This window comes from Paenibacillus liaoningensis (assembly GCF_059609455.1).
In genome coordinates this window covers 189,805-212,870 of record NZ_JCAALU010000009.1, presented here as the reverse complement: position 1 = coordinate 212,870, position 23,066 = coordinate 189,805, and the positions used below count along the sequence as shown (strand labels likewise).

Annotated in this window: 11 protein-coding genes; all 11 read right to left on the bottom strand. The window is 43.4% G+C overall.

The window, feature by feature from the left end; genetic code table 11:
- Window positions 1-62 precede the first annotated feature (62 nt).
- The 11 genes from AC6B99_RS15345 to AC6B99_RS15295 all read right to left on the bottom strand — a co-directional run bounded on the left by AC6B99_RS15345 (window position 63) and on the right by AC6B99_RS15295 (window position 23,060).
- Window positions 63-2,774: a stalk domain-containing protein gene (locus tag AC6B99_RS15345; RefSeq protein ID WP_496663659.1), complete on the bottom strand. Its 2,712-nt coding sequence runs from the start codon at window positions 2,772-2,774 to the stop codon at window positions 63-65.
- A gap of 319 nt (window positions 2,775-3,093) precedes the next feature.
- Entirely contained in the window at window positions 3,094-7,452 is a 4,359-nt protein-coding gene (locus AC6B99_RS15340) for an Ig-like domain-containing protein (protein WP_496663658.1), read from the bottom strand.
- 201 nt (window positions 7,453-7,653) lie between these two features.
- Window positions 7,654-8,607, bottom strand: a complete 954-nt coding sequence (locus tag AC6B99_RS15335) for a hypothetical protein (RefSeq protein ID WP_496663657.1) — start codon at window positions 8,605-8,607, stop codon at window positions 7,654-7,656.
- A gap of 326 nt (window positions 8,608-8,933) precedes the next feature.
- Window positions 8,934-10,136 carry a methionine adenosyltransferase gene (metK, locus tag AC6B99_RS15330; protein ID WP_494882360.1) on the bottom strand — a complete coding sequence of 401 codons (1,203 nt, stop codon included), beginning with the start codon at window positions 10,134-10,136 and terminating at the stop codon, window positions 8,934-8,936.
- A gap of 270 nt (window positions 10,137-10,406) precedes the next feature.
- Window positions 10,407-10,679, bottom strand: coding sequence for an alpha/beta-type small acid-soluble spore protein (locus AC6B99_RS15325; protein ID WP_496663656.1), 273 nt, complete (start codon window positions 10,677-10,679; stop codon window positions 10,407-10,409).
- Between the two features lie 106 nt (window positions 10,680-10,785).
- Window positions 10,786-11,295 (bottom strand): hypothetical protein, encoded by a 510-nt coding sequence (locus tag AC6B99_RS15320; RefSeq protein WP_496663655.1) that lies wholly within the window; start codon window positions 11,293-11,295, stop codon window positions 10,786-10,788.
- A gap of 94 nt (window positions 11,296-11,389) precedes the next feature.
- Window positions 11,390-13,534, bottom strand: coding sequence for a hypothetical protein (locus tag AC6B99_RS15315; RefSeq protein ID WP_496663654.1), 2,145 nt, complete (start codon window positions 13,532-13,534; stop codon window positions 11,390-11,392).
- Window positions 13,535-13,727: 193 nt separating this feature from the next.
- Window positions 13,728-16,478: an S-layer homology domain-containing protein gene (locus AC6B99_RS15310; RefSeq protein WP_496663653.1), complete on the bottom strand. Its 2,751-nt coding sequence runs from the start codon at window positions 16,476-16,478 to the stop codon at window positions 13,728-13,730.
- A gap of 531 nt (window positions 16,479-17,009) precedes the next feature.
- On the bottom strand, window positions 17,010-20,693 hold the full coding sequence (locus tag AC6B99_RS15305; RefSeq protein ID WP_496663652.1) for an S-layer homology domain-containing protein: 3,684 nt from the start codon (window positions 20,691-20,693) through the stop codon (window positions 17,010-17,012).
- Window positions 20,694-21,052: 359 nt separating this feature from the next.
- Window positions 21,053-22,195, bottom strand: a complete 1,143-nt coding sequence (locus AC6B99_RS15300) for a glycosyltransferase family 4 protein (RefSeq protein WP_494860924.1) — start codon at window positions 22,193-22,195, stop codon at window positions 21,053-21,055.
- A 103-nt stretch (window positions 22,196-22,298) separates the two neighbouring features.
- Complete coding sequence (locus tag AC6B99_RS15295) at window positions 22,299-23,060, bottom strand: WecB/TagA/CpsF family glycosyltransferase (protein ID WP_496663651.1); 762 nt, start codon at window positions 23,058-23,060, stop codon at window positions 22,299-22,301.
- Window positions 23,061-23,066 lie beyond the last annotated feature (6 nt).

Here is a 23,066-nt window from a genome sequence, read left to right as displayed (position 1 = left end):
TCCGGGCAAAACCTCCTATATTATCCGCTCTCGCTCCTGCAATCCCGGTTTAGAACTCTTCCCTAGTTAATGGTGATTTTCTTCGTGCTATTATCAAAGCCTACTTTAAGTCCCAGCTGCTCCGAAAATAGTCGAATAGGAATAAGCGTCCGATTGTTCCGCACAATAGGCGCAACCTCTGTCGTGGAACGCTTGCCATTCGCCACGATTTCTTTTTTACCAATAACCATCTCAAGCAAATGGGCGCCATCAAATACCGTCACCCGGTTCAGCTTATTGTCCCATTGCAGATTGGCTCCAAGCGCTTCAGATACAAAACGGATTGGAACGTAGGTTGTTCCCTTTAGCGTAATTGGCGTCACGTCGAGTGTTGTCGCCTTGCCTCCGATGGAAGCCGCTTTGCTGCCAATCGTCATGACAATGTTTTTCGCTGGAGAAGATACGGCTTCACCTGGATATTGCAGCTTCATATTGTCAATGCCAATCGTGCCGGTTGCCGCACGCTCATCTGCGCCCTCCGCGATTGTAACGACGTAGACCCGCTTCAGCTTGATCGGATATTTCATGCCATAAGACGATAAATCAGCCTTCACCGTCTTCCAGCCGCTCCAATTGAGCTGCTTCGCCACGTCTACCAGATGCGATTTGCCATCGGCATCGGTGAACTCCGCCCGCAGCCAGTTGAGGCTCTTATCGCTATAAACATCAAGCGTCATGGCAGTAGGCGAGCCTTCAATCGCTTTACCGGAAGTACCGTTAAACACAGCATAGACGGCCTTCGTCCCTGTTCCTGCGCTAAAATCATACGTAAGCTGCAAAGCTTTAGCTGATGTCTGGCCTGCCAGATCGCTAGTCAGCTTGACGCTGCCCTTAGTCGTCGCAGACGGAGTTAGCTGCGTCGAAATGCCATAGTTCACATTTTCAAAATCCTCAAGCGCCTTCTCCGAGCCTCCCTGCGTAAGCGGGAGCATCGTTGGATAGCCGTCATATCGACCGATGGCATAGCCTGTCGTTGCGCCCTCATTGACCGATTGCACGGTAAGCGTATCGCCCGATACTTTACCAGTGAAGCCTACAAACTCCCATTTAAGCGAATCGCCGCTCAGCTTATAGCTTTTGCCGTTTTTCAAGGTCATTGTAAGGGGTACCGAAACGGTTGCTCCTTTGGAAAGCATGCCCGCTGCGCTATCAATCGTCATCGACGCAATTTGATCCTGTCCGACAACATCTACCTTGTATGTAGCACTCGCCGAGCCCGATTTGACGCTAATGGTCGTGGAGCCTGCTTTTGTCGCCGTAAAGTCCGCGCCCTTAAATGTTCCAACCGATGAGGAGCTGCTCCATTTGGCATTGGTACCATCAACTGCTACCGGGTTGTAATACGTATCGTACCCTTTTACCGTAAAAGTCGCCTGCTGCCCAATCAGCAATACATTCGTGCCGCCTACTGTAATGCCCTTGACATCACCTTTAGGCGCGGTCGTAAATACGCCAATTCCGCTCGCAACGCTGCGCATCGTCGTCCCATACGTCGTGGAATGAGCCGATTGCAGAGCAAACTGCCCAAGCGGGCGCTCGATCATCGTTGTTGAACCGCCGCCATCCAGATTCATGCCTTTGTAGACTCCGAGCTTCACCATAATCTGCTGCAGCTCCGCCAAATTCACGCCCTTGCTGTCACCGTACTGTTCGCTGGTAATCAGATATACCTTCGTACCGTCCTTCGAATAGCCTACGGCTGAACGGGAAAGGTATGCCGCTCCGCTAACACCTGTAATGCTGCGCGAGAATGCCGATGCTACCCCATTATTAACCAGAATCGTATGACCGCTAACCATCATTTCAAATTGATTCGGATCTACTTTGCTCCCAGTTGTTTGGGAAACTAACGAGTAGTCCGATTTCAGTTTGTCTCCGACCTTGATTTCGGCGCGAATGAATTTAGCGGCTGTACCGTTGGCACGTAAAATATATCCGTCTTTAGGCGCAGCCATCGTAAGTGCAGTTCCGTCGGAAATCTGCTCGACAACGCCATTGCGAACAAGAACTTCGGTCGGCAATGCAGCGGAATTTTTCGGACGCTCCGAGCCAGCCCACGCACTTGTATAGATATACATCGTATTGGCGTGGCTGTAAGTAGAGTCTCCGCTCTCCGGCGTATAAGATGACTGATTAATGCCTGAAAGGGTGAAAGTCGCTCCACTTGCAGACGTAACCGTGCCGCTGAAGCTGTAGCTGTCGATTTTCGGCTGACGGTCCTTCGTAACTCCAAAAGCATACATGCCCTTAATTTGCATTGGCGTCGTCATGAGCGTTCCGCTAGTAATCTGCGCTCCCATCGGCGAGCCTTCGCCCGTTGTCACATAGACGTCGCCGTTAATGCCAGCTACCGCTCCACTCGTTTTCGCCATATTCAAAATCGTATCGCGATCGCCGATCGTATTGTTTTTGCCGCTCAGCGCATTCAATTGCACATATTTATTCGTGAGATCCACTTCAATGACATGGACGTTCGCTTGCGCCGTTTTGCCGCTGCGTGTTGTCGTCCAAAGATAATCGATTCGTTTGGCGCCTGATGTCACGTTGGACTGCTGCAGCTCTTTAAGCGTTCCGCTGCTCGCAGCTGCGGCCGTTTCTATTTTTAGCATCTTCCAGCTTGCCGGAGCAAGCTCTGAAATTGGATGCAGGAGCAACGCTCCTCCGATTATAACAATAGCTACCTTTTTGCCTATTCCGCGGTTACCTTGGTCGTATCCTCTTACTAACTTGCGCATTATTTTTGCAACTCTCCCATCTCAGGCCCGCTCCATCCTTGTCGAAAATATGAAAAAGGGATGGCAGCAGCAGCCTAATCTACTAAGCCTATTAAATATAGACTATAAAGAGGTGCAAAAAGTTCCGCTAATCTTCCGATTTTTGCGAATTTTGTCGTATGGCAACAGCGTTCGTCTCTGATCCTGCTTCTTGCTGTGAGCGCCTGTCGCTGCGGCATCAGTCCTCTCTCAAGTGAATGAAATTCCAAATATGTATATAGCTACAAAAAAAGCCCCGTACAACCTTTATGCAAGGTGTCCCGGGGCTGGTACCAATTTACTACGTGTTTAGAAATTGAATATGCTCTAACAAGCGCTTGATCATGACGACTGCTTCTGCCCGGGTTGCATTCGTCAAAGGACTAAAGGTTTTAGTAGTTTTACCACCAATTACGCCGGTATAAATCGCTTTTGCCGCATCCGTACGCGCCCATGAGCTGATGCTGTTGCGATCAGTAAATGGCTGCAAATACGTAGAGGCTGAAGATGGCAGTTGAATGGTGGCGCCAGCTGCACTTGCTGCGCGCGTCATCATTGCCGACATCTCCTGGCGTTGAATATATTTATCTGCTTTGAATGTTCCATCCGTATAGCCAAGCACGATGCCTGCTTCCGATGCTGCTCCAATATAGGCGGCAAGCTCAGTGCCTATATTAACATCCGAATATTTGGCTGCTGCTGCCTTATTGCCTGAAAGCCCCAGTCCCTTCGCAATATAAGTTGCGAACTCACCGCGGGTAATAGGCTTGTCTGGAACGAATTGGTTGCCTGTGCGCGCTGCAACAATATTTTTGTTGGCAAGCGACTGCGCCGTTGGCCCAGCCCAATGACTGCTAATATCAATAAGGCTGACAGAATTGCTAACTAATGCAAAAGCGCCGATGCTTTTACTTCTAAAAGTAGCAACCGTCTTGTTATTCAAAGTGGAAAATATCGTCGGTACGTAGGTCAATGCACCCGCAACAGGGTCAACCCGCACGATTGCTGTATTTTTTCTCGTCACAGCCAACGATGTATCCACGCTTAAAGTCGCATAGCTGTTAAGCTCTGTAATCTCGCTTTTCATTGTACCACTAACTGCATAGAGCTGAAAATGAACAATTCCCGATAATAGTGAGATCGTTGATAGATTCAGCCTATTCGTCAATGCCGACGTTAGCGATGTGGTGCCAAGCTCAAGCTCAATTAATAGCTCGCCCGTTGTCCCCACAGAGCTTGTAAGCTTGGAATAATTTAAGGCACCGAGCGGAATTTCATACGATGTGCCATTGTATTTTACAACAAAAAACGGATTCGTATTGATAGAACTCGCATTGAGCAGTGTGGACAGTGGCACTGCTACGACAGCCGCATTTTCAGAATTCGGAATCTCTACAATAATTCGCGATCTCGTAAGGCCGGCCGTTCTTGCCGCCTGATAGGCAGGAGCTAGTTTTTCCGCTGAAATGGAATATTTCACTGACGATCTGCCTGAAGCGGTCTGATACGACGTCTTTGTAAAAGCACCGCTTGTCATGAGAACACCGCCATCGGACGATTGGGTGAACTCTCCTGGAATCAAATCAATGATTGACGAGCTGTTCGTGACAGACTGGCTCAAAATGTTCTCAATGATTTTGCCCGATGAAGTACGAAGCGTCGTTCCTGAAGCATAATAGCTAAAGGTCACCGAACTCGTCGAAGCAATCGCCGTTGCGAGCGTAAGCGTAACTGTAGAACCGCTAATCGATACGCCTGTAACCGAAGCCGTCGAGCTGCCCGCCATAACGGAAAATTGCGTTGTATATGGCACGTAGGAGCTATTCATCGTTTCTCCAAATGTAAGCACAAGCGAATTTCCTTTAATGACTGCTGAGTAAAGCGAGCTATTTGCAGATCCCATGGATGCTTTTTGAGTCGAGAAGCTTGCTGCCGCATTTCCGGCCAGATCCACCACTCTTGGTGAAGACATATTATACGATACATAAATCGTATCGCTTGAACTGATAGCCGAGCTTAGTGTAAGCAGTACTTGGCTGCCGGACACCGATATTTGCACGATCGAACGGAGGCTGCCATTTACGCTGACTGTATAGCTGCTCACAGGCGGAATAGCGCTCGTGCTCAGCGTCTCGTTGTAGCTGAGCGTAATGATGCTGCCATTTGCATATACGCCTTGCAGCGTTGGAGCTGTTACATCAACCGTATTCGTAATGTAGTAGCTGCTAAAAGCGGCCACATTGGCTCCATCCGTACTTTTAAGCGGATAGCTGCCCGGTGTGTAAGAGACGTAAACGGACTGATTGGCGATCGTCGCATTTACACTCATCGTGACAACCGAGCCATTGATACTAATAGCCGTCGGTGTATAGGAGGCACCACCAATATTGACGCGGAATTGCTGATACGCCAAATTATTGACGGAAGCCAACGCTTTATTGAATGTGAGCGTTACAACGCTGCCTGTTGCCGTTCCGCTGGAAAGCGTTGGCGCTGTAGCATCAACTGCAAATGCCACGTCCTGATTCGCAATGCTTAGCGCTTGATTGCCAACGAGATCCTGTATACCCCCAGTTGTCGTCGTAGGCTTGGAATAGGAAAGCTTGACCGTCTGAATATTAACGAGCGTCCCTGCTAACGTCAGCGTAACGGTACTTCCCGATACAGCAGCCGACAGCAATTCACGCCGCTCGCCATTAACCGTAATATAGAAGCTGCTTAAGGCCGGGACAGAGCTTGCTTTAAGATCCTCGTTAAAGGTCATGACGATAGTAGAGCCTTTGACTTCCATCTTGCTAACAGCAGGAGGCGTCGTATCAATACCTATTGTTTTAAAAGCCCATTGATAAGCATTCTGAATACCTAGGAACGCATTATCCGATAAATCGTAGATTGCTGTTGGGCTAATCTCGATATAATAATTCGTGTTCGGAGCCATCGTCGTTCCTGTTGGAAGCGTAATGACTATTTGACGGCTGTTGTCTGGATTAATGTAGAAATTAGCTGGAATATCGACTACACCAGGTGCTGGTGTAACCGGTCTAATCGTAATCGTACCTGTGCCTTTTACTATAGTCTCACTGAAAATAGCAGAGAAGTACGCATCTGTAAGTACATTTTGCGTATTATTAACGGCATTTTGTGACTCAATCGTTGGCCTTACGGTATCTTGAGTTACCCGGAACGTCCAGTTGTTCGCTAAAAGTCCGGCGAAATAGTTCCCCGCGGCATCACGGAAAGCACTGCTCCCAATAACCACATAATACTGCGAATTGTTAATAAAGGTCTTATTCGGGTTAATCGTAATTTTGCTCGTTCCGCCACCCGTTACATAGCTTGAGGTCACGGGAATAGTGGCAAAAATGGTATTGTTCGAGTTGCGAATTTCTATATTGCCTGCGCTCGGATAAACCGGCTCCGTAAAGTTTATTTCAATGCTGGAGTTAAGCGTTCCGATTGCTGCCGTGTGGGCAGGATAAGTACTCTGAATCCGTGGCGGATCAGTCTCATCGCCTGGACTCGTCGTAAAGCTCCACGTAGCAGCATTGGATATACCTTGGAACCAGTCCCCAGTCGCACTGTCCGCGAAGGCTCCTGCATCGATTAAAATATAATAGCGTGTGTTTGCAAGCAGCTTCGGAGGTGTAAAGGTAACGGTATTTCCGCTAACGATGATACGGGACGTATCTGTAGCCTGATAGCGATCCGCATAATTATCATTTACGCGCACGAGGCTTATGTATTTCCCAGCGTTCGCTTTCACATTTTTATCAAAGCTCATGCTAAAAGAACTGCTTACTCCGACAGAAGTCGCGGAATTTCCAGGTGTTAAGCCCGTTGCATTAACTGGCGCTGGCGCAGTTGTAAAACGCCATGTCGTTCCGGCATAGCGGTTGCCTGAGCTGTCTTGAATGACATGACTAGGAATCGTAATTGTATAGGTCGTATTCGGATAGAGCGCTTCAGAAGGTTTAATCGTCAGAGTGGAAGTGCCACTGCCCACTACCTGAGCGGAATTGACCGCTATTTCTCTAGAGTCATAAGCTGTTGCGCTTGGAGCAGATACCAGCGTAATCGCCCCATATGTCGTATATACATTTTCATTAAATGGGATCGTTATTGTAGTCGTAATGAGCGCCCCGCCCGATTCAGGAGCGGGCGACACCGCAGACCGCAAGTCTGGAGGTGTACTGTCAACCTGACTTACTGTTCTGAAGTTCCAATCCGCAGCATTGGAAATGCCGCTAAAATTCGCGCCATTGGATGCATTTACAAATGCGCCCTGGTCAATGAATACATAATATTCGGTGCCTACAGCAAAAGAAGTACTTGGCTGTACCGTAACCGTTCTACCAGTAGCATCAATGGCAACTCGATTGCTAGTTGCAACATTAAACGTCTCAAATGGTGTATTATTCGAATAATTGTAGATCGTAATTGAAGCAGGGCCTGTTCCTTTTATTACACTTTCATCAAAAGTAAAGGAAAGAGGCGCACCGAGTCCGACATTTCCAAAAGTATTAGCTGGTGATTTGCTTGTAATAATAGGACCGTTGACTGCCGCATGCACTTCGTTGGTCAAAAGGCTGCTACTTGGCGGCAATGCAATTTGTAGCAAGAGTACGAATACTAGAAGAATACTAATTTTGTAACGACTCATTTCATTCACTCCCCAAAAATTTACACTCGTACCTTATTTGTCGGCTTCTGAACGCCGAAAATGTAGGTTTTCCGGATAATTTCCAATGAATAAAATATTATCTACTATCTTTTTGGCTATAAAATAAAAAGACGCTACGATCTCTCGTAACGTCCCTAACATTATGGATTAAATAATTTCCGTTCCAGAAACTCTGAACCTTTATGGATTTAGAGCAGTCAGATTGTTGAATCTTACTGTAACAAAGCTTCCTGTCTGTAATGATACCTTCCGGACAAATGCAGTTACAACTAAATCATTGCCTTCCCACTTCATATATTGCATGTAATCTAGAGCTAGATAGGAGCTCAGATCGCCAATGACCGGATTAGGAATGCTGTAAGAAGCAATTACGTTGTTTTGGGAGTTTCTTACTTCAATCGTTTTGTTATTCAAAATAGAGAGCTTATACAGCTTGCCGTCAGGGCCTGTAAGATTTTTATTACGAACTTGCACGGTAGTTAAATCATAAGATCCAGTAGCTATGGTCTGCCCTGTAGCAATTAAATCAACTCTAACATTAATTTTCACATTTTCAGCTACTGTAAAGCCTCCTAATTTAACTGGGCCGTTTAAACCCACTGAAATTTTTTCGATTTTATTCCAAGTTCCCTGATCACCGAGTTGATAGTAATATTCAAATCTGGAGATTTGACCAATCTCCGGTATGGATATATAGGCAAGAGGGCGGGCGGGATCTAAATATTCTGCTTGAATGACTACACGATCAGGAATAGACGGAACATTATAAAATGTAGAAGTGTATGTAACTAGGCCTGGGCCTGGCCATCTTACTGAGGCTACTATATTATTTCCATTAAAGCTGGCTCCAACTAGATAAGCATCCCTGTAATCATTCCCTGCTAGTCTTTGTGGTGTTACTTGTTGAATCCAAGTTGAAGATCCATCTCTTAGAAGCCATAAATGCTCATTTACGAATGCGACAACATAACTCAAACCATCCGGACCTTGTAAGGTTATTCTTTCTCCATGCGCTGCGACCTTAGCTGAGTTAAAGTCACCCTTAATTATATTAGGCAAAGTAGCACCTGATAAGAAAATTGTTGATGCTAGAGTTGCCACTACTAAATTCTTACCTATTAGACTTATTTTCAAGTTAATCCCGCTCCCTAAACTAAATTATAATCCAAATAAGGAAATATATAATTTAAAAACTTAATTGAAGTATTTAATTGAATGATATGCCAATGTATATCAATCAGTCAAGAAATTTAATCCAAATCAGTTCACCTTAGCATGACCAAAACAGAACTTAAAAAGAGAAATCAATCTTGAAATACTTATCAAATTAATATTAAGCCTAATTTTCCATATAAAAACACCCCTTGAATAAATTGATCGACACATAGGTCTACCAATGATTATTCTAGGGGTGTTCCTTTTCACAGCTATATCTTAGAGTATCATATTAAAAATAGTTATTAAGCCAAAGCATCTGCTTTCAGCTTATCCGCTTTGTCAACGCGTTCCCAAGGAAGATCCACATCTGTACGGCCGAAGTGACCATAAGCAGCTGTTTGACGGTAGATTGGGCGACGCAGATCCAGCATTTTAATAATGCCTGCAGGACGAAGATCAAAGTTGCTGCTGATAACTTCAACCAGCTTCTCTTCATCCACTTTACCAGTTCCGTATGTGTCTACACTGATAGAAACCGGATTTGCCACGCCGATTGCGTAGGCGAGCTGAATTTCGCATTTATCAGCAAGTCCAGCTGCAACGATGTTTTTAGCTACATAACGGGCTGCGTACGCCGCAGAACGGTCAACTTTTGTAGGATCCTTGCCGGAGAATGCACCGCCGCCGTGACGTGCGTAACCGCCGTACGTATCAACGATGATTTTACGACCAGTAAGACCTGCATCACCTTGAGGACCGCCAATAACAAAACGGCCTGTTGGGTTAATGTAGTATTTTGTTTCAGCGTCCAGCCATTCAACGGGTACAACTGGTTTAATAACGTGCTCAAGAATATCGCTTTGAATTTGCTCTAGGCTAATTTCCTCAGCATGCTGTGTAGATACAACGATTGCATCAACACGTACCGGCTTACCATCGACATACTCGATTGTAACTTGAGTTTTGCCATCAGGACGAAGATATTCGAGTGTACCGTTTTTACGTACTTCAGACAAGCGACGTGCAATACGGTGCGATAGCGCGATCGGAAGAGGCATAAGTTCTGGTGTCTCGTTGGTTGCGAAACCAAACATCAAGCCTTGATCACCAGCACCAATATCTTCGTTCTCTTGTTGAATATCTTTGCCATCACGTGTTTCAAGGGCAGCGTTGACGCCTTGAGCAATATCAGCGGACTGTTCGTTAAGCGAAGTCAGAACCGCACAAGTGCTGGAATCGAAACCAAACTTAGCTCTAGTATACCCAATTTCTTTAATTGTACGACGTGCGATAGCCGAAATATCGACATAGTCCGCACGGCTGCTAATTTCACCAATAACGAGAACAAGTCCTGTCGCTACAGATACTTCACACGCTACACGCGCATATGGATCTGACTCCAGAAATGCATCCAATACTGCATCGGAAATTTGGTCACAAATCTTATCGGGATGACCTTCCGTTACTGATTCTGATGTAAACAAATGACGACCTTTAATTGACACCCGTATCAACCTCCTACAGCTTTAATATAAATAAGTTCAGAACTTATAAACAAAAAACGAACCTTTTCCTTATGGAAAAGGCTGTTTTACAACTCTCTAATAAAGTATGTTACCGAAAATGTCGCTTCCTGTCAATGGATACTATCCCGATAAGAATTAATTTTCAGTAAAGGTTAAGGTGAAACGGCTGTCGCCGTCCTCTGCTGCGTGGCGCGTTTCAGTCCGAGAAATATAGAGAATGGATGGCTAAATCATATCCTTTCCTATATTTTAAATATAACCGTTTAAAACGGACTCTGCTTGCGCCACAAGGCGTTTCGTCATTTCCCCGCCAACGGAACCGGCTTGTCTTGTGGAAAGCTGTGACCAATGGACTGAACCAGTAGTTTGTGGTACTGATCCCAGTTCTCCCGCAAACTCCGTATCGTCTCCGGATCGTTGGGAAGCATAAGTGTATAGCCCAAATTCTTCAGCGATTTCATATTTCATTTGCTGCAGCGCTGCTTTACTAAGTGGAACAGCTACTTTATTAGAACGACTCATAATAAGAACACCTCACTGTTGGATGATGGGAGCATGCTCTTATATTAACCTCAGGACATTTGTTCAAGCGTATAATCTATTGTCAACTTACACAAATTATACTAACTCAGTTAACGGATTGCAGCTTGTACCCGCCACGCACCAATACCGTTAGCGATTTAGTGTAGCCTGTAGCGGCCATAACTCCCCTGCCCGAGCGAGGCATTAGTAAAAGATGGTTGCTAGCGATGGAATTACCTTTAACCAGATCCTTGCCATCCGTTATATCCACAATACCACTGCTATCTGAGCTGTAGGCTACTGCTTTACCTACGCGAAGAATGATTTCTGTTCCTTCATCACCAAGCAGCACTTTGCCACTAGGTACACTAACAACTTGTAGTGAAGCCTGAGCGTTGGACGTACCAGTTGAGCCAGTACCCGCACCGCTGCTGCCACCAGATGCTTTAGCAAGCTGCTCATCTAAATAACTTTTTGTAATAACAGGATCGTCAATAGAGCCCGGAGTTGTTGATACGCCATCTGCTTCTATTGCTTTCGGATTGAGCATGCCAATACTGAAGCCTACCAATAGGAGTGCTGCACCAATAGCCACTTTCATTGTCGTTTTCTTCAACTCTATTACTCCTCTCATCAAAAAATCAGGTATCTTAATAAGATACCTGATTTTTTAAAAATTAACTACATTATTCTAATAATCTAATTTGAAATTAAAATTCCTTATTATTTGGGTCAGCCCAGTTCAAGTATGCCGACCATTTAATATTTTTGGAAACTAACTTTGTTTTATATCCATTAATTTCTTCATAGATCGTAAGCTGTATGGTTTTAGCAACGAGCTTATCTGTTACGCTTTGGACGATGTTTGTATAGTTATTGCCAACTTTCCATACATATTGACCTGCGGTACCAGCAGCACCTTCAAGTTCAAATGGAGCATTAATCATCGAAAGATTAGTAGATTGATCTTCGATGGCAAAAGTGAACTTTTTAGCGCTAAAGCCTTCATAGCTACTATCCTTCGTTACTTGACCAGAGAAATCAACATCAATTTTATCATCCGTCAAATAAGTAATAATATTATCCATATTAATCGTATAAGGACCAACTTGTACCTTATTAAATTCGGTTGTAACTGTCTGATTATATTGTGGCAATGCATAGCTTACAGGATTTACGAAACCTGAAATTTCAGCATCATCTTTCTTAACAATACCTTGAGCATTAAAAGCACTACCCAGTACAACCGTTGAGCCTGCTAAATCAAGCTGTTTTGGTACCTCTGTCGTAACAATAATTTGTTCCTTCTTGCCAGGATTAATCAAATTGCTTGTTTTCAACAATTTAATATCATATTTATCCCCATCGGCTGTTTTCAGGTAGCCTACAAGCTTGGAAGTTGCAATTGCACGTGATTGCTTATTTGTAACATCCATATAAACTGCATAAAGATTGTTAGAAGTACCTTCAAACAATTGGGTTTTCATCAAATTTACTGTGAAGTTTTCTCCGATATCATTAACATTGTTTTCACTACCAATAGCAATAGATTTCGGTACGATAGCAGCAGGTGTTTTCAATGCAGCTAATTCTGTTTGTGATTCACCAGACTTCTCAAAAAGCTTGAGCTTTAGATCAGTTAACGATGTAGTTGTAGGAACCGTACCCGTATAATAGATCGTTATAGAGCTCTTAGCTGGAATAGCTACAGGGTTTGTGAATGGAATGATTGTTGTCTTCACAGCTGCATTATCTCCAAGATACAATGAACCTTCAACTGCCGGGATTGGAGCTGTTTTAGAGCTTGTGTTTGTAATAACAAGCTTTCCGATCAAGCTGTCCTCACCGCCCCATGTATTTCTTTGAATAGAGGCAACATTCATTTTGTAAGTATAGTCGTCTTTAATATATTCATAATTTGTTGCTGTTGATGTATTTGCTGTTTTCAAATTATACCCTATTTTTGACACAGGCAAAGATAACGTCGATGCCCCTTCGCCCGAGCCAGAGCTAATCCCTTGTGTAATAACAAGCTTTTGTCCTTTAGTAGAAACGGATTTAGGAAGGGTGATGCTTAATTTAATCGTTTCAAGAATCTTTGGACGCAATACAATAGCTTCTGCTGTACCCGAGGTAGTCGAAGTGACTTTCATCTTGTACATGCCCCCAGCTGCCGACTGAGCCAGAAACTGCAGGTTACCAAGCGACAGCTCAGAGCTGCTGGTATTACGCATAGCGAGTTCAATATTAACCGTATTATTATCTGTGCTTGTGGACATGGTAGATTTGCTGATTCTAATATTTACAGGAGTGCTGTTCAACTTCACAGAGGTATAGCCGCCTGCTTTAACATCTGTAGAATAATCTGCTGGAAACTTAAATTGTCCTAAAGTCTTCTCATAACCGGCAACACTGAAATCGAACTTCACGACTTTAAAAATGAGCTTAGGCAAAGTCATGCTTGACGGCAACTCGCTATAAAAAGTCAAAGTAACATTCGAATTCGCCTGAACGGTTTTTTTCGTTTTATCAGTGTCCAGCATATACAAGGTATATTTTGTCCCACTGGTAGACGCTAAACGGAACCAATAGTCCTGAAGATTAATTGCTTTGCTTCCTCCGTTATAAAGCGTGATCGTAAAGCTAGCCGTCTTTCCTTTGCTTGTCGATAGTATATCCGCGCTATCCAGCTTCACATAAGAATTGCTGTTTATGTACACAGGTTTAATGCTACTCGCATTAGAAGCCGCTTCACTACTGCCCGGCAACGCTGGAAAGAGCAATGCTGCAACCAACAACATGGCTACATAAAAACGCCATTTCAATCTTGAGCTTCCAGAAACAACTGTCTGCATTAAAATATCACTCCACATCTTTTTTTATATAGACGTTCATACCCAACAAAAAGTTTCGCTGTAAAGCCGAGCAATTCACCCCTTCAGAGCATTTTTTTCTACTTTAATTATATCAAACTTTTATGAATCAAGTGTGAACGCAAAAAAAGAAACCGATGAGATATCTCATCGGTTTCTTTGTGTTAAAGAAATATTATTTCTTTTTAACAACTACGATTGCTTTAGCAAGTTTGAAGTTTCCGTAGTTAGTATCACCAACGATACCGATACCGTACTTGCTAGTTGCTTCACCAAGGTGAGCTGATACATCAGCAAAGATACCATCAGTTACAAGAGTATCATTTGCTTCATCGTAGACATAGATTGCAGTCGTACTGTTAACATAGTATACTTCATTGTTAACTTTTACAGTCGAATCAGAGTTACTTACTTCTTGTAGAGCATTTGTAGCAGCATAAACATTTACTGTGTCGTAAGCTGTGCTTGGTTCTCCAAGATTACCAGCAACAGGGTTGTTATTGCTATCTTTGATTACAGAGTCCTTAACTTCAATCAAAGTTCTGGAGTCTTTGTTGTAAGTCGAGTTACCAGCAGATACGCTAGTTACGATCGAGTTGTAGATAGCAGCACCTTCAGTACCAGTCAAAGCAAGAGTTTGCTCAGTACCTTTTACGTTGATAGTAATGGAGTAGTCATCGCCAGATTTAGCAGCCCCAACATACAGACCGTATTTCGTTTCTTGTGCATCATCAGCCGATTTCTTAGTGATCAGAACGTACTTAGCAAAAGTAGAAGTACCATCAGGGATGATTGTTACTGTGTTACCTACAGCAAGGTTAGCAAGTGCGCTAGTTTTAACTTCGCGATCACCAGCATCATTAATACCTTTGCTGTAAGTGCTAGCATCCAATACTACAGTGTTAGCGTTAATTTCGTAATTAACTGAAGCGCTAGTAAGAGTATTAGTAACTTTCAAAGAAGTACTAGTTTTCTCTTTCACTACCAATACTTCAGTCAATGGTGTAATTTCTTTAATACCAGTGATGCTTGCATCAGAATTTTTCAAAGTCCAAGTAACAAATACAGCAGCACTGTTATTAAATGAAGTTTTATTTGCTGGAAGGGTCCAATCTGTTGTAGTGCTATCTACATCATCACCATAACGAATTGTAGTTTGAACAGCTTTGTTTTGATCAGCTCCGCCAACCCAAGTAAGATCATCCAGGCTAACTTCAGCTGTTTTGTTGTCTTTAATCGAGTAGTATTTGAATACGTCTTTAGCAGATCCAAATGCGCCCGATGGGGAAACTTTGTTTTCAGCGTTCAAGATAACACCGTATTTAGCATCGGAGCTTCCACCGCTCAACAATTCAGCACCAGCAACTTTACCGTCTTTGTTCAAGAACAGTTTGAAAGAGCCGTCTTTAGTTACTTCTTTCGAACCAGTCAGGTTAGCACCTTTTACACTTGCATATGTTTTACCATCAATAGTGTAAACGAATGTACCATCAACAGATGTACTTACAAGTGTTACTTTACCTTCAACAACATTACGAGTAGCAATAACTTTAACTGCTACTCTGTCTTTGTTATAAACAATGTCAAGAACATCGTTTTTAGCAAGATCAGTTGCAGCTTTAGCTTCACCGTTCAAAGTGATCGAAGTGGAGTCGTTCAGCGTAACAGAAAGGTTATCCTGTGTAAGGATACGAGCTTTTGCAGTTGAAGTTGCAGCGATGTAGGAATCAAGCAATTTGTTTGCTCCATTAGCATCAGTTACAACAACAGCACGCACTTTACCAGTAAGACCCGAACCTGCATCTTTATCATACAAGAATACAGAAACATCAGCATCTTTTTTCAGACGCGAATCACTTGCACCAACAGAATCGCTATTGTAGTAGTATACAGATGTACCTACAGTAGCATATTTAGTTACAGCAGTTCCGTTTTTAACTTCAACTTGAGGTGCGTTGTTGAAATCAACATTCAGTTTACCAGTTACCAAATCGTTAGCATCTTGATTGTCAGTGATAGCACGAATACGGCCATCAGAGTCAGTCAAAACAGTCACGTTATGAGCAAGCAGATCAACCAATTTGTTTCCACCAGTGATGATGAAGTTAGGAGCCAGTACTTTGGACAGACCGTTCAAAGAAAGGCGACCGTTATCATCAAGTACAGCAGAAGTAACAACTTCTTCAGTTGTTGTTCCCAAACGGGAGATCAACTTTTTGTTAGGCACTAGTGGTTGGAAAAGCTTGGAGCTTGCATTCCATTCAACCAGATTAGCAGCAAATGCATTGCTAACTTGTTGAGCTACAACACCACGAGTAGCCGCAGTACCAAGAGCAAGATCAACTTTTTTGAAAATGCCAACTTCTTCAGCTTTCAAAGTGACGTTATAAGGCCACGAACCAGTCAGGTTAGCATCTTGGTAACCAAGAGCACGAACCACGATTGCAGCAACTTCTTCGAACTTGATGTTAGCGTTCGGGCGGAAGTTTTTAGTACCTTTGTCACCAAGCAGCAAACCTTTACCAGTTGCTACGTTGATGTAACCTGTGTACCATTCGTTTGTTTTAACGTCTGAGAACTGGGATTTAGTCTTTTGCAGAGCAGTAGCAGCTTGCTCGCTACCAGTTGCGATAACGATAATTTTAGCAAGCTCAGCACGAGTAATGCTGTTGCCTGGTTTGAATGTACCGTCAGTATAACCATTGATAATTCCAAGAGCTACAAGCTCCTCAATTGCACTTTGTTCTTTCACGCCTGCTACGTCAGTTGGAGTTGCAGCAAATGCTGGAACTGTTACGGCCATAGCAAGGGAGAGAGATAGCACGGATGCCAATAAACTTTTCTTCATAACCTTTTTTTCTCCTCCTCTAAATTGCTTCGGTTGTTGAGAGTTTTCTTTAGAAAATGAATTGCTCGTTTCCCTCATGTGTGTGTCACCCCCTTCCCAGAGTTGAGCAGTATTTAGTATAAATAATGTCTGTCGCCATGTTTAACCCTATGTAATAACATGTCGCAGAAACTCGTAAACACGCAGAAAATTGCTAGACCTTTATACCACTATAACATTATACAATGGCATATCCTTATCGTAAAGAGAAAGTTGAGAATTCATTCCAACTAACTCTGATATTAGGCAAGTCTAAAGAGTGATTTTTTTGGCGATTGATGTAACACCACTTAATTAGACGCACAGGCTTCAAAAAAGTTGCGCCCACCGAAAAATAATTTCAAAAAAGTTTTACCCTCGCTATGTAGCATCGAAACAACTGCACACGATCTTCAAGAAAACGGTCGCTCTGGTTCTAAATACACTTCTATGTTTTGTTACTTTTTTAGTATAGCTTGGCTCCCTGCCATACGTCGATGCAAAAGATTTTCCATGGATAATCTTACGCATTTTAAGGTATAGAAAGGGTCAGCCGATGACCAACCCCCTCTAACCTTTGCTAAATCAGTCTTATAGCAGTTTGTTCTTACGCATTACACGTTCAGCAATAATCGAAGCATCTGCACGATTTAGATTAGCCTTCGGATCAAAACGATACGTAGCTTTTCCTGTTCCAGTAGTTGTGTTAGGCAAGCCTTCCAGGAATTTCGCTTTCACGACAGCAAGAATAGAACTTAATGCGTAACCATCCATTGAACTCGCATCCGTAAACGCCTTTTGGAGTGCTGCCCGATCCTTCACCTGATCTTCCTTGCCATCCTTGACTAGATTAGCAGCGCGGGCAATCATTACTGCTGCTTCTTCGCGCGTCAAAGCCTCATTTGGAAGGAATTGTCTCGGTCCTTTACCTCTAATAATACCTTTACGTACAGCTGTTTCGATATAGCGATAGTCCCATAGCTCGCTGATTCCCAGTATAGGCACAACGTCATCAAAGGTCATGTCATTAGGGTTATAGTCGAGCGGGATTTGAAACATTTTCACTAAAAGTTGGGCAAACTCACCACGGCTAATATTATCATATACGCCGAACTCATTAGGGCTCTTAGGATTCATAACACCACGAGAAAACATCAACTCTAACGAGTTACGAGCATATGCATGGCCAATCATATCGCTATAACTATAACGCATTTGCATTACCACATAATAACCAAAACCATTAATAGGGGTTGTTATAGTTTTGCTTCCTGTGTTCACTTTCCCCCCAATGTTGCTCCATCTGCCATCATAGTAACGCCAAATGCTTAATGTATTGGCAACGGTATTTCGAATTTGAGAGTCATACTTAATTGTAAGATTTCCATAGTTTGTTGTTTCTAGCCATCTGTCTAACGGTCTTTGATAGAATTCATTACCTGATACATAAGGATGCTTACCTTGCGTGAACTTATACTCTGTCGATTTTAGCCCATCCACATAGCCTGCATCCATCCAAAACAGATTAGATGCAAAACCAAAGTGAGCATTCGGACGAAGCAGCGACGCACCTGTATCCGTATTGGATATATTTAAAATAGTACCATCAAGCGCTTCGATCGGAGTAGTTGGCGTATATTCCCCTACTGCATTATATTGCTTTAATGTTCTGCCGTCTGTGCGATCAGCAATGCCAAACAATACTTGTTGGGAATCAAACATGTCAATAGTCGTTATATCACTACCTGGCGTTTTATTTGCCGGGCGTAAAAAGGTGTTTTTAGGGAAGCTGAGTGACAATTCTCCTTTAAACACATTCGCTTTACCTGCTTTTGTAATTACAGTTTTGTACTGCGCACCTATGGAGTTATCTGCTGCATAATTGACTGAGAATTCGCCATTAAGCTTCTCACTGCCTCGATAGACTGTAAATTTAATTTTATTTGTGCCCGCTTTGAGACCTGTTTGTTCATAACGGAAAATATCATCTACAGCACTTTTGCTCATATCTACTTTGCCTATCACTACACGATCAGCGCCTTCTGCAAAGATACTGACATGAATGAAGTTCTGATTAATAACAGCTTCCTCAGGCAATTTTGGAGAAAGTATCTCATAAGCTGGCAGCTCGCGTGTAATCGTAATCGTCTGGCTTACACTCTCTGTACCAACCTGAGATATAACCGTGATGCTCCTTGACCCAGTAGTTGGGAGATCCACTCCAAATAACCGAAGAGCATAAAAACGTTCAGAAATTTTAGTTGCAGGCTCGAAGAAAAGTTTATTGTCATCAATTGTCATAACACCAGCCGATGTCCCTGACGATGTATCCACTGATGCAGCTGTATACAGTTTCCCATCTACATTAATAATAAGATTAGCTAGATTCGCTACATTAAATAGTAAGTCTACCTTCTTCAAGGTTGTTGTATACGCGTTAGCTGTTGTGCCAGCAACAAACCTTTTATCTGTATCAGAATCGTAGCGTTGATCAGAAGGCTTTGTTTTAGGACTAGATGTAAAAGGAACCGGGATAATCTTCGTTACTTGTGGACGTTTATCCGAGAAACGATAGATCGTTAACGTTGTGGCAACAGCAACTCCGTTTGCACGACCTGCCAATTCAATGACGTTGCTTCCATAAACCAAGCTATTAGTAGCAAGAGGAATATTGAATTCCCCAGTGCTATCGGTGATATAACCAGCAGCAATCGTTGTTGTAACACCATTAAGTGTATAAGTAAGGGTGGACTTGTCTGCTGGCAGCTTGAAGTTCAATAGTTTACCCTTTAGAGCCGTTAACGGCGCATCGTCATAGTAGATAGCACCATTAAATGTATTCGTAACCTGAATCGATGATATTGGATTATAAGTAAACTTTCTAGTTACTGTATCATTTCCGAAAGCATTAGAAACTGTGAAGGTCAGCTCAATATCACCTTGAGGCAGTGCATTGATTTTAAAAACACGCTGTTTGGAATCCGCTGTTCTATAAATCGAGTAATCAAATGTTGAACTGTTAACTGCCGCTCCATTCACCTTTGCTGTAAGGGTAGCTGTACCCCCAGCACCTAAATCGAATTGGCCAGCATCAATCGCAAGCCATAAAGGAAGCTGGCTTACGGAACTATTATCAACAAAATTAGTTTGGGCCCCAGCAGTAACAGCAGAATCAATTGCCGGGCTAGTAGGTGTGATCTCATAATATTGCTTAATTGCCGTAATATACGGTGTGCTAGCATTCCGCACTGTAAATGGCATTGGGAAATTCGCTGTCAGACCATTGTATGGCGTACTTTTAACGTAAAGTGTATACTTTCCATTCGTTCCCGTACTAAATGTTCCTGTAGACTGGAAAGAAAATTGCGTAAAATCAGTACTTGTTGATTCTTTTGTAACCGTGGTGGTAAGTGTATTTTCCAAAACACCAGCTTCATTATAAAGCTCTAACGTAACGGTAGGATCAGCAATCGTCGTTGTAGGTGTTTTGAACAATATCTTACCGCTAATTGTATTGGCAGTGATTTGTGCAATAACAGGATTGCCATCAAGCAAGGTATTAGACGGCGAAGCTATTACATTAAAAGGTGTAGCTGTATTGGCTGGAAAATAAACAACCTGGCGTTCAAGCGTAAAGCTTTTATCACCATTTTTAGAGACAATAGTAAGATAATTCAAACCTGCCTGCATAGTAAGCGAAGACATTACAAATGTACCTGCGCCACCATTAAACATGGCAACACCGTTGATCAATACATCAGTAGCATTGCTAGCTTTTACAGTAAAAGAAGTATTAGCATTTGTAACGATAACAGGCTGTCCTTCTAAAAGAGGAGTACCATTGCCAAGCTGAACGCTAGTAATGACAGGAACGTTGCCATAAGTAACATAGCTTGTTCCTTCAACTACACTACCGCTAGTGCCGGTGCTCGTACCCATAACTGTAATTTTGTTAAGCCCATCATAAAGCTGTACCCCTGCGAATAAGAACGTATTGCCGATAATGGATGGGGTAAGTGCTCCGTTTGAAGAGGCAACGACCGAACCATTCACCAATCGCTCTACTTTAAACGTAATCGAGTTTGGAGATACATCCGCGAATGATCCGCGCAAGTTAACCGTATTTGTATTTACAATAGTCGGGCTGGACTCTAGCGTACTAAAATCGGTGAACTGGAAATACAATGACGCAGCTTTCGCCGGTTGGAGCGGAGCCAACGTTACAATCAAAGCAATTGATAAAAATAAGCTTAACATTTGTTTCCACTTTCTCATCACACTGGTTCCTCCTTATATGCATTGCTTTTGAACAAACACCCTAATGGCCGGTACTTGTTCGTCATAAAAATGGTTTATGAACTTGCTGTATAGACAAACGTTGATATTGCAAAGAAGAGCTATTGTCCTCTATTCTATAAACTTTCCTCCTTCTCCCTCTTGAGTTAATGTTTGTCATTGCTTGTTACAATTAGACGCATAGACCCAAGAAAAGTTCCGTACTGTAGTTATCGGTTATTACGGCCTATATTTTTAGTCTATTTGGGAAAGTTACGCAAAAAAGCTCCACAGCCTTTGCAAAGGCTGTGGAGCTTCATCATAAAATCCTATTATAAAATAATAGCGGGAAGCCTAAATTATTTCGAACGCGATTGTGCATCTACCTTTGTCCGCAGCAGCACGCGATTAAAGAAGTTAATGACCGGGCGGCGCGTTTTGTCAACGATACCAATAAGTTCGGCGCCAATTTGCAGGCTGAACATCAGCAAACAAATAACGGAGAACGTGACCCAATTCGCTGCAGTAGACTGTATGACGGTAGACTGCAAAATCGCAAACCCTCCGAATATTGCCGCCACACCCCAGATAATCAGAACGGTACGACGATGGCTAAACCCAAGCTCCTGCAAGCAATGATGCAAGTGCCCTTTATCCGGCGCGAAAATCGGGCGCTTATTCACCCAGCGGCGGACGATCGCAAAAAAGGTATCCGAAAGCGGAACGCCAATAATCAGCAACGGTGTAACGAACGAAACAATCGTAACCTGCTTAAAGCCAATCATAGACAATGTGGCAAGGCTGAATCCAAGGAACAGCGAGCCCGAATCGCCCATAAAGATTTTCGCAGGATGGAAGTTGAAAAATAAAAATCCGACGATGCCGCCGAGCAGCAAGCTGCAGAGCAGAATAATGGGGATATTGCCCATAATAATCGCCATGATCAAAATAGTAGAGATCGCGATACCAGAAACACCAGCCGCGAGCCCATCCAAGCCATCAATCAAATTAATCGCATTGGTTACGCCAACAATCCAGAGAATCGTAATCGGAACAGCGATCCAGCCTGCAATCGGCTGCATAGCATCACCGAATGGAATGTTAACCAGATCGATTTTAATACCAAAGCCAAATACGACGACGCTTGCCGCAGCCAGCTGGCCCAGCAGCTTCACTTTGGCGGACAGCTCAAAACGGTCATCCAAGGCGCCTATTAAAATAATAATCGTGCCGCCTACAAGCAGCGCTTTAATCATATTCATATTTGCATCTGTCAGCATTCCATCAGGAATGAACGGGAACAGCAATAAAAAACCTGCAACAAATGCAGCATAAATTGCCAAACCACCCATGCGTGGCATAATGCGGGTATGAACCTTCCGATGATTCGGCTTATCAATTGCACCGACGAAAAAAGCGAATTTTTTTACAAGCGGTGTCATGACAAGCGCTAACGTCAGAGCAAGAATAAAACCAATCGAATACAATAAGCCTTCTGGCATGTAATGCAGCTCCCCTTTTGTTTCTACCGAAGTGAATTATACTCCGATCGAAAAAGAAACTCCAATCCCGTTTTCATTCAATTTCAACGGTTTTCACGAGTTTTTACGATAATGGCCCAGGTTTTGTTACGTTTTCTTTGTCGCGCATCACTTTCACAACGAATTTCGGCAAAACGAGCATTCTTGGCAGTCTTTTGGGCTCTTGAAGCAGACGATAAAACCACTCTAAGCGCAGCTTTTGAAAAATCATCGGCGCGCGCTTCAGCTTGCCCGCAATAATATCGAAGCTGCCGCCAATGCCCATTATATAAGGAACACCCAGCTGATGCTTATATTTCGCAATCCAAGGCTCCTGCGTTTCGGCTCCTCTGGCAACGAGCAAAATATGCGGCGCTGCCTGGCGAATCGCCTCCACAACTTCCTGATCCTGATCGGGACCAAAAAATCCGTTGCGGTATCCAACAATTCGCACCTGCGGATATTGGAGCTGCAGCTTTTCGGCTGCCGCTTCAATAACCTCCTGGGATGTTCCGAGCAGATAAGCCGTCCATTTGCGCTGCTCGCCTTCGCGCATTAAACGGTGCATCAGGTCAAAGCCGGCAACTCGCTCGGCTACAGGCGTGCCCACATAATTGGCGGCCCATACAACGCCTGCGCCGTCAGGAACAATAAGCTCTGCCTTCGTCATCATCCGGTAATAATCCGGACTCTCCAGAGCAGACATCACCATAATCGGATTAGCTGTAATGACATGCGTTTGACGCTTCTCCTCAATTGCTTTCACTAAATAGCTGACCGTCTCATCCATTGTCATTTTAGAGAAGGGTATGCCGTAAATAGATACGGTTGGTACATGGTTCGACAAACGAAT

Excerpts from the sequence above, each read along its gene's own strand:
- AC6B99_RS15300 (WP_494860924.1), bottom strand. The coding sequence starts at position 22,195 with ATGCCAGAAGGCTTATTGTATTCGATTGGTTTTATTCTTGCTCTGACG.
- AC6B99_RS15345 (WP_496663659.1), bottom strand. The coding sequence starts at position 2,774 with ATGCGCAAGTTAGTAAGAGGATACGACCAAGGTAACCGCGGAATAGGC.
- AC6B99_RS15315 (WP_496663654.1), bottom strand. The coding sequence starts at position 13,534 with ATGCAGACAGTTGTTTCTGGAAGCTCAAGATTGAAATGGCGTTTTTAT.
- AC6B99_RS15310 (WP_496663653.1), bottom strand. The coding sequence starts at position 16,478 with ATGAGGGAAACGAGCAATTCATTTTCTAAAGAAAACTCTCAACAACCG.
- AC6B99_RS15305 (WP_496663652.1), bottom strand. The coding sequence starts at position 20,693 with ATGAGAAAGTGGAAACAAATGTTAAGCTTATTTTTATCAATTGCTTTG.
- AC6B99_RS15325 (WP_496663656.1), bottom strand. The coding sequence starts at position 10,679 with ATGAGTCGTTCTAATAAAGTAGCTGTTCCACTTAGTAAAGCAGCGCTG.
- AC6B99_RS15340 (WP_496663658.1), bottom strand. The coding sequence starts at position 7,452 with ATGAGTCGTTACAAAATTAGTATTCTTCTAGTATTCGTACTCTTGCTA.